Origin of the sequence: Streptomyces sp. NPDC004658, from assembly GCF_040609555.1 — a bacterium.
In the GTDB taxonomy this organism is placed as follows: domain Bacteria; phylum Actinomycetota; class Actinomycetes; order Streptomycetales; family Streptomycetaceae; genus Streptomyces.
Genome location: NZ_JBEXKG010000266.1, coordinates 1 through 6,274, shown reverse-complemented (window position 1 = coordinate 6,274; position 6,274 = coordinate 1). Strand labels below are relative to the sequence as shown.

General features: G+C 74.5%; 5 protein-coding genes and 1 pseudogene. 4 read left to right on the top strand and 2 right to left on the bottom strand.

All coding sequences use genetic code 11. The features are described 5' to 3' along the window. From ABZV94_RS39365 to ABZV94_RS39350, 4 genes and pseudogenes are all read left to right on the top strand, one after another. Positions 1-961: pseudogene (locus ABZV94_RS39365) on the top strand (phospholipid carrier-dependent glycosyltransferase); the annotation flags it as partial. Positions 962-1,039: 78 nt separating this feature from the next. After that, positions 1,040-1,957, top strand: a complete 918-nt coding sequence (locus ABZV94_RS39360) for a MurR/RpiR family transcriptional regulator (RefSeq protein ID WP_356349521.1) — start codon at positions 1,040-1,042, stop codon at positions 1,955-1,957. A gap of 397 nt (positions 1,958-2,354) precedes the next feature. Then, on the top strand, positions 2,355-2,735 hold the full coding sequence (locus ABZV94_RS39355) for a hypothetical protein (protein WP_356349519.1): 381 nt from the start codon (positions 2,355-2,357) through the stop codon (positions 2,733-2,735). A 135-nt stretch (positions 2,736-2,870) separates the two neighbouring features. Next, positions 2,871-5,291 carry a SpoIIE family protein phosphatase gene (locus ABZV94_RS39350; RefSeq protein WP_356349518.1) on the top strand — a complete coding sequence of 807 codons (2,421 nt, stop codon included), beginning with the start codon at positions 2,871-2,873 and terminating at the stop codon, positions 5,289-5,291. Positions 5,292-5,349: 58 nt separating this feature from the next. On the opposite strand, the gene ABZV94_RS39345 is transcribed toward ABZV94_RS39350, so the two are convergent. Both ABZV94_RS39345 and ABZV94_RS39340 read right to left on the bottom strand, forming a co-directional pair. Continuing rightward, positions 5,350-5,868 (bottom strand): flavin reductase family protein, encoded by a 519-nt coding sequence (locus ABZV94_RS39345; protein WP_356349515.1) that lies wholly within the window; start codon positions 5,866-5,868, stop codon positions 5,350-5,352. Between the two features lie 79 nt (positions 5,869-5,947). After that, the coding region (locus ABZV94_RS39340) for a peptidoglycan-binding protein (RefSeq protein ID WP_356349513.1) at positions 5,948-6,274 on the bottom strand (327 nt) is incomplete at its 5' end.

Here is a 6,274-nt window from a genome sequence, read left to right as displayed (position 1 = left end):
GCGGCGGTGGCCGCTGCCCTGGTTCGGGGAGCGGCGGCCGGCGGTGTCGGCGCTGGCGGCCGCCGCCGTCGTCGCGGTCGTGGCCGTCGCCGTCGTGTGGGCCGCGTACCTGGTCGTCGACCCGCGGTTGCGGTTCGATCCCGCCGAGCCGGTGCCGGGTGTGCACGGGCTGCGGGCCCGCCTGGTGGAGCTGTTGCCGGTGCCGCCGGCGTACCGGGCGGGGATGCGGGTGCAGTTCGGGCTGGAGGACCAGCCCTGGCAGGGGTATCTGTTCGGGCACCTGTACACCGGTTCGCTCTGGTACTACCTGCCGGCCGCCCTGCTGGTGAAGACGCCGCTCGGGCTGCTGGCGCTGGGCGCGGCCGGTGCCGTCGCGGCCGTGGCGGTACGGCGGCTGCGCCCCGCGGCGCCGTACCTGCTGCTGCCGCCCCTGGTGCTGCTGGCCGCGGCGATGACGGGGGCGCGGGACTTCGGCACCCGGTACGCGCTGTTCGTGCCGGTGTTCCTCGCGGTGGCGGCGGCCTGCCCGACGGCCCTCCGGTGGCGGTGGCGCGGGCTCCTGACCGGCGCGCTGGTGCTCTGGGTGGCGGTGAGTTCGCTGCGGACCTTCCCGTACTACCTGCCGTACGCCAACGAGGCGTTCGGCGGCCCGGCGCACACCCACCGGCTGCTGCACGACGCGAACGTGGACTGGGGCCAGGACCTGGGCCGGCTCGCCGACCGGCTCCGGGAGCGGTACCCGGGCGAGCGGGTGTGGCTGGTGTACAAGGGCAGCGGCGTCCCGTCGTACTACGGCATCCACGCGGCGGATCCGCGGAGGGTGCCGCAGGAGCGGGTGCACGGGCTGCTGGCGGTGTCGGACTCCGCCGCCGCCAAGGCGCGCGGCCGGCTCGCGGAGCTGCTGGCGAGCAGCCGGCCGGTCGGCGAAGTGGGCCATTCCATCGGCCTGTACCGGCGGTGAGCCCACCGTCTCAACCCCCTGGTCACGACGGTCGGTGAGCTATGTTGAGTCCTCGTGGCAGACAAAGGAGGCCGACCGGTGCCCTCGCCGCAGCAGGCACGCGCACAGGCATCAGCGATCACGTCGGGCAAGGCGGTGCCCGCGGCGGAGGCCGCACCGACCTCCCGGCTCAGGGAACTCTTCGACGGCCCGCGTCTGTCGCCGGGGCAGCGGCGCATCGCCCAGTACCTGATCGAGCACATCACCGAGGCCGCGTTCCTGTCGATCACCGAGCTGGCCGACCGGGTCGGGGTCAGCCAGCCGTCCGTCACCCGCTTCGCCGCCGCCGTCGGCTTCAGCGGCTATCCGGCGCTGCGCGAGAAGCTCCAGTCGATCGCGCTGAGCAGCCTCGCCGGGGGGCCCGGCGAGGAGAACCGGGCGAACGAGCTGCAGGCGGCCGTCGACGCCGAGATCGAGAACCTGGAGAACCTGCGGCGGGACTTCGCCGACCCCGACCGGGTGATCCACGTCGGCCGCGAGCTGTCCCGCTCCACCCCGCTGACCGTGCTGGGCCTGCGGATCTCGGTGTCGCTCGCCGAGTACTTCGGGTACGCGGCCCGCCGCATCCACCCGGACGTACGGCTGGTGACCCGCGGCGGCAGCGTGGCCTACGACGCGCTGCTGCAGTCCCGGGAGGCCGGCGGCAGCTGGGTGCTGGCGTTCGCCATGCCCCGGCACTCCCAGGAGACCCTGCACGCCGTGCGGGTGGCGCGCGGCGCGGGTCTGAAGGTCGCCCTGGTGACCGATCTGGCGCTGGGGCCGCTGGCCGACGAGGCCGACGTCACCTTCGCCACCGGCACCGGCTCCCGGCTGGTGTTCGACTCCTACGCCGCGCCCGGCGTGCTGGCCGCGGCGCTGCTGCAGGCCATGACCGACGCCGATCCGGAGCGCACCCAGGCCCGGCTGGAGAAGTACGAACAGCTCTCCGAGCAGCACCAGTTCTTCCTCAGGGACTGATTCGGCCGATCCTTCCGCCAGGTCCGGGCGATCGTGAAGATCTTGCGGCCACCGATGCCGTGGACGGGGATGATTCACCGCATATCGCGCATGAATGTTTTCATACGTCTTGCAAACCGGTCGGCATATATAAATACTGCTCGGCGGGCTCCCCGCCCACCGCCCCGAGAAAGCCGACGGACCGCCCATGCGCACGCCCCACCGCACGCAGCGCCGGCTCCCCGCGTCCGGGGCCCGCGAACGGACACCCTCTGCCGCCGTCCCCTACCCACGTCGGCGCCCGGGGTGTACCGGGGTGCGTCGTCTGCGCGACGTGCCCGCGGCGGCCCCGGTCATCCCCTAGACCGGGGCCGCCCCGAACCCGTCGACCACCCTCCGACGCCGCACACCGGAAGCGATGAACATGCCCCTGACCAGCACGCGCATCAGCCCCGACTGGCCCTGTCAGGTCAAGACGCCGGGCTCCTACGACTGGGAGCGCTCGGCCGCCAAGTGGCTGCGCGACCTGATCCCGGCGCGCTACGCCAGCTATCCGGCGTTCATCCGGCACCCGGTCCTGCTGGCCCGGCACGCGCAGATCCAGGTGCAGCAGGAGATCCGGGTCGCACGGACCGCCCTGCAGACCGCGCGGGCCGAACTGCCCGTGCTCGGACTGCCCGAATCGGTGATCGAGCACACGATCAAGCTGTACGCGGCGGAGGTGCTGCAGCTGCAGCACATCGCGCGCAGCGTCCGCGCGGTCAGCGAGGCCCTGGCCACCCGCGGCGCGGCCCGCTGACCTGGCCGGTCCCCTCCCTCACCGCCGCCTCACCGCTCCGCCGCCCTTCCCCGCCCCGCCGCTGCCCGGACCGTCCCTCGCGTCCACCGGGCGGGTGAATCCCGACCCGGCAGACGAGTGATCGAACGGGCCCGGATGTGCCATGCTCATCGCGTGACGAGCGAGCCCCTGCCTCCGGTGGACCGCGGAACCAGCGCCGATCTCGCGGCGCTGGCCAAGGTCGTCGCCCGGCAGCGCGCCGAAATGGAACGGCTGCGGGACCTGGCCGCCACCTCCGCGGTCCTGGAGCGCGCCAAGGGCGTGCTGATGGCCGTCACCTCGTGTACGCCGGACGCCGCGCACCAGGAGCTGGTCCAGCGCGCCAAGGACGGCAACCGCACCCTCCTCGAACAGTGCTGGCTCACCCTGGGCGCCCTGCCGCCCCGGCAGCAGCCCGCCACGCCCCCGGCTCCGGCCGCCACCGTCCGCTCCTGGGAAGGCGTCCCCGACGGCACCGCGGACCTCACGGGCGTGCTGGGACACATCGGCCGCGACCTGCTCCGCGTCGGCTCGCCGCACGGGCTGGCCGGATGCCTGCTGGAGCACCTCGCGCCCGAGGCGGACGCCGACGCGGTGATGCTGTACGAGCGGCTTCTCGAGGGCGGGCTCGCACTGATCGGGTACGCCGGGATCGACCCCACCCTCGCGGCCCAGTGGCGCCAGCTCCCCCCGGTGACCAGCGTCGCCGCCCTGGACGCCCTGGAGTCGGGGGAGCCGCGCTGGCTGGAGGACATCTCCCTGGACCGCACCCGGTACCTGCTCATCGGGGAGCCGCCGGAGCGGTGGCTCACCCGCGCCTGGCTGCCCGTGCCGACCGGGGACACCGCGAGCGTCGCCCTCGGGGTGCTGCGCCGGAGCGGCGAACCGTTCACGGGTCGCGAGCGGGAGCTGCTGCGGGCCGTGGCCCGGCTGTGCGCGGGCCGGCTGCGCGCCTTCGACAGCCCGCGCGGCGGCGTGCCCGCGGACGTCTCCCAGACCGTGCAGGCGGTCTTCGACGCACTGCCGGGCGCGGCGATCCTGCTGACCCCGCTGCGCGCCCCCTCCGGCGAGGTGGAGGACTACGTCATCGACGCCGCCACCCCGGAGGCGGTGGACGTGTTCGGCCGCACCGGCCGGGACATGGTCGGCAGGCGGGTGCTGGAGAGCTATCCGTCGGTCGCGGGCGAACCGCTGTGGCAGGGCTACCTCCAGGCCCTCGAAACCGGGGTGCCCTTCGAGGGCGAGCCGTTCGCCTACCAGGACGTGGTCGGCGAGGTGCCCGTGACCGCGACCTACACGGTGCGGGCCGCTCCGCTGGGCGAGCGTCTGGTGGTGACCTGGCTGCGGCACGACCCGGTGGAGCGCCAGGAGCAGCGCCTGGCCGACGTGCAGCGGCTCGGCAACCTGGGCTGGGCGAACTGGAACCTGATCACCCAGGACATCTCCTGGGCCGCGCAGACGTACACCGTGCTCGGCCTGCGCCCCGGGCAGCGGCCGGTCCGTCTGGAGGAGCTGCCCGGCCTGGCACTGCCGGAGGACACCGGGCCGCTGGCCCACGCGGTCGCCGAACTCGTCTCCCACGGCCACCCGTTCGACGTGCCGTTCCGGATCCAGACGCCGGAGGGGGTCCGGCATCTGCGCATGGTCGCCGAGGCCGTCACGGCACCCGACGGCATCCCGGTCGAGGTGCACGGCTTCGTCCAGGACCTCACCCCGCAGCGCAGCGCGGAACTCGCGCTGGTGGAGAGCGAACGCGCGATGCTGCTCCAGCGCGGCATCCTCCAGGCCGAACGGGCGCTGGCGGCCCGGCTCCAGCACGCCCTGCTGCCGCTGCCCAGCAAACCGGTGCGGCTGGCCGGGCTGCGCGTCGAGGTCGCCTACCTGCCCGCGCAGGCCGGCATCCACGTCGGCGGCGACTGGTTCAGCGCCATCGAACTGCCCGACTACGACGCGCTGTTCGTGGTCGGCGACGTGGCGGGCCACGGCATCGACGCCGTGGCCACCATGGCCCAGCTGAGGTTCACCGCGAAGGGCATGGTCTCCACCGGCTCCTCGCTCACCGGGGCGCTGGCGCGGCTCAACCAGCTGCTGCTGCACTCCCGCGACAGCCAGATCACCGCGACCATGGTGCTCGCCCGCTACGACCCCGACGAGCAGGTGCTCGCCTGGGCGCAGGCCGGGCATCCGCCGCCGCTGCTGGTGCGCCGGGGCGAGGTCCGCTTCCTCGACCGGCCCGGCGGCATGCTGCTCGGCGCGACGGCCGCGCCCGCGTACGAGTCGCGGGAGCTGCGGCTGGAACCCGGGGACCGGCTGCTGCTCTACACCGACGGCCTGGTCGAACGCCCCGGGGAGGGCCTGGACGCGGGCTTCGCCCGGCTGGCCGAGGCGGTGCGCGCCCACGGCCGCGGCGAGGCCGGCTCCCTGGACGCGCTGCTCGCGGCGATGCTGGTGGAGGAGCGACGCGACGACGTGTGCGTGCTCGACATCCGGATGCCGCTGGAGGACGTGCAGGACGCGGCGGAGACCGCGGAGGGCTGACGGGGGTGTCCGGATCGGGCACCTGAGCGGTCGCCCCTCGGTCCGGGGCCGGCCGCACTCAGCCCAGGGGGTGGCCGGCGTCGATGGTGACGGCGTCGGAGAGGCGCAGCAGGGGCCCGTTCCGGCCCTCGCCCCACTCGACGGGGTCGAGCACGAAGCCGACGTGGTCGCCGCCGTCGGTGCGTTGCAGGATGGAACCGACGAACCAGGCCGCCGTGTCCTCCAGGACGGCGGCGCCGCCGTGCCCCTCCCGCCAGGCGAGCCCCGCGAACTTGTCGACCTCGTCGCCCGTCTCGCCGCCGAAGTGCTCGGCCAGGTCCCGCTGGTCCCGGGTGAGCAGGTGGACGGCGAGGAACTGCGCGGCCCGGGCGACCCGGTAGGTCTGGTTCACCTTGGACAGCCAGACGGCGAACCGGGGCGGCTGGATGGAGCACTGCGAGGCGAAACCGACCAGGCATCCGGCGCGCCTGCCGCTCGCCACGGCGGTCACCACGCACATGTCCGGGTCCAGCCGGTCGAAGAAGCCGTCCAGGTCCCCCCGTGCCGTGCGGTCCCGCGTGCCGCTCTCGTCCGCCATGCCGCTCCGCTCCCGTCCGCCGCCGCCCGTCCCGGCCCGCGCCGGCCGCGCGGTGGTCCTCGTGTGCCCGGTGTGCCGCTCATGAATCGTCGCCGAAGCCGGTGCGGGACTCCAGCGCACGGCGCGTGTCGTCGCCGTAGACGCCCGTCTCGTCGCCGCTGATGCCGTACCAGAGCTGGAAGCGGGCCACGGCCTCGGTGAGCGTGGCGTCGTAGGTGCCGCTGGTGGAGCCGTCGCGGTAGACGTCCGGGACGCGCAGCAGGCGTTGCTGGAGGTCGGCGACCTCGGGGCCGGTGTCGCCCTGGCGGAGGGTGCCGGGGCCGTCGGGGTCGGGCGCGGTGGCGGGGGCCGTGGGTCCGGTCGACGGGACGGGGGTGGCCGGTGCGGTGGCGCCGGCCGGCGGTGC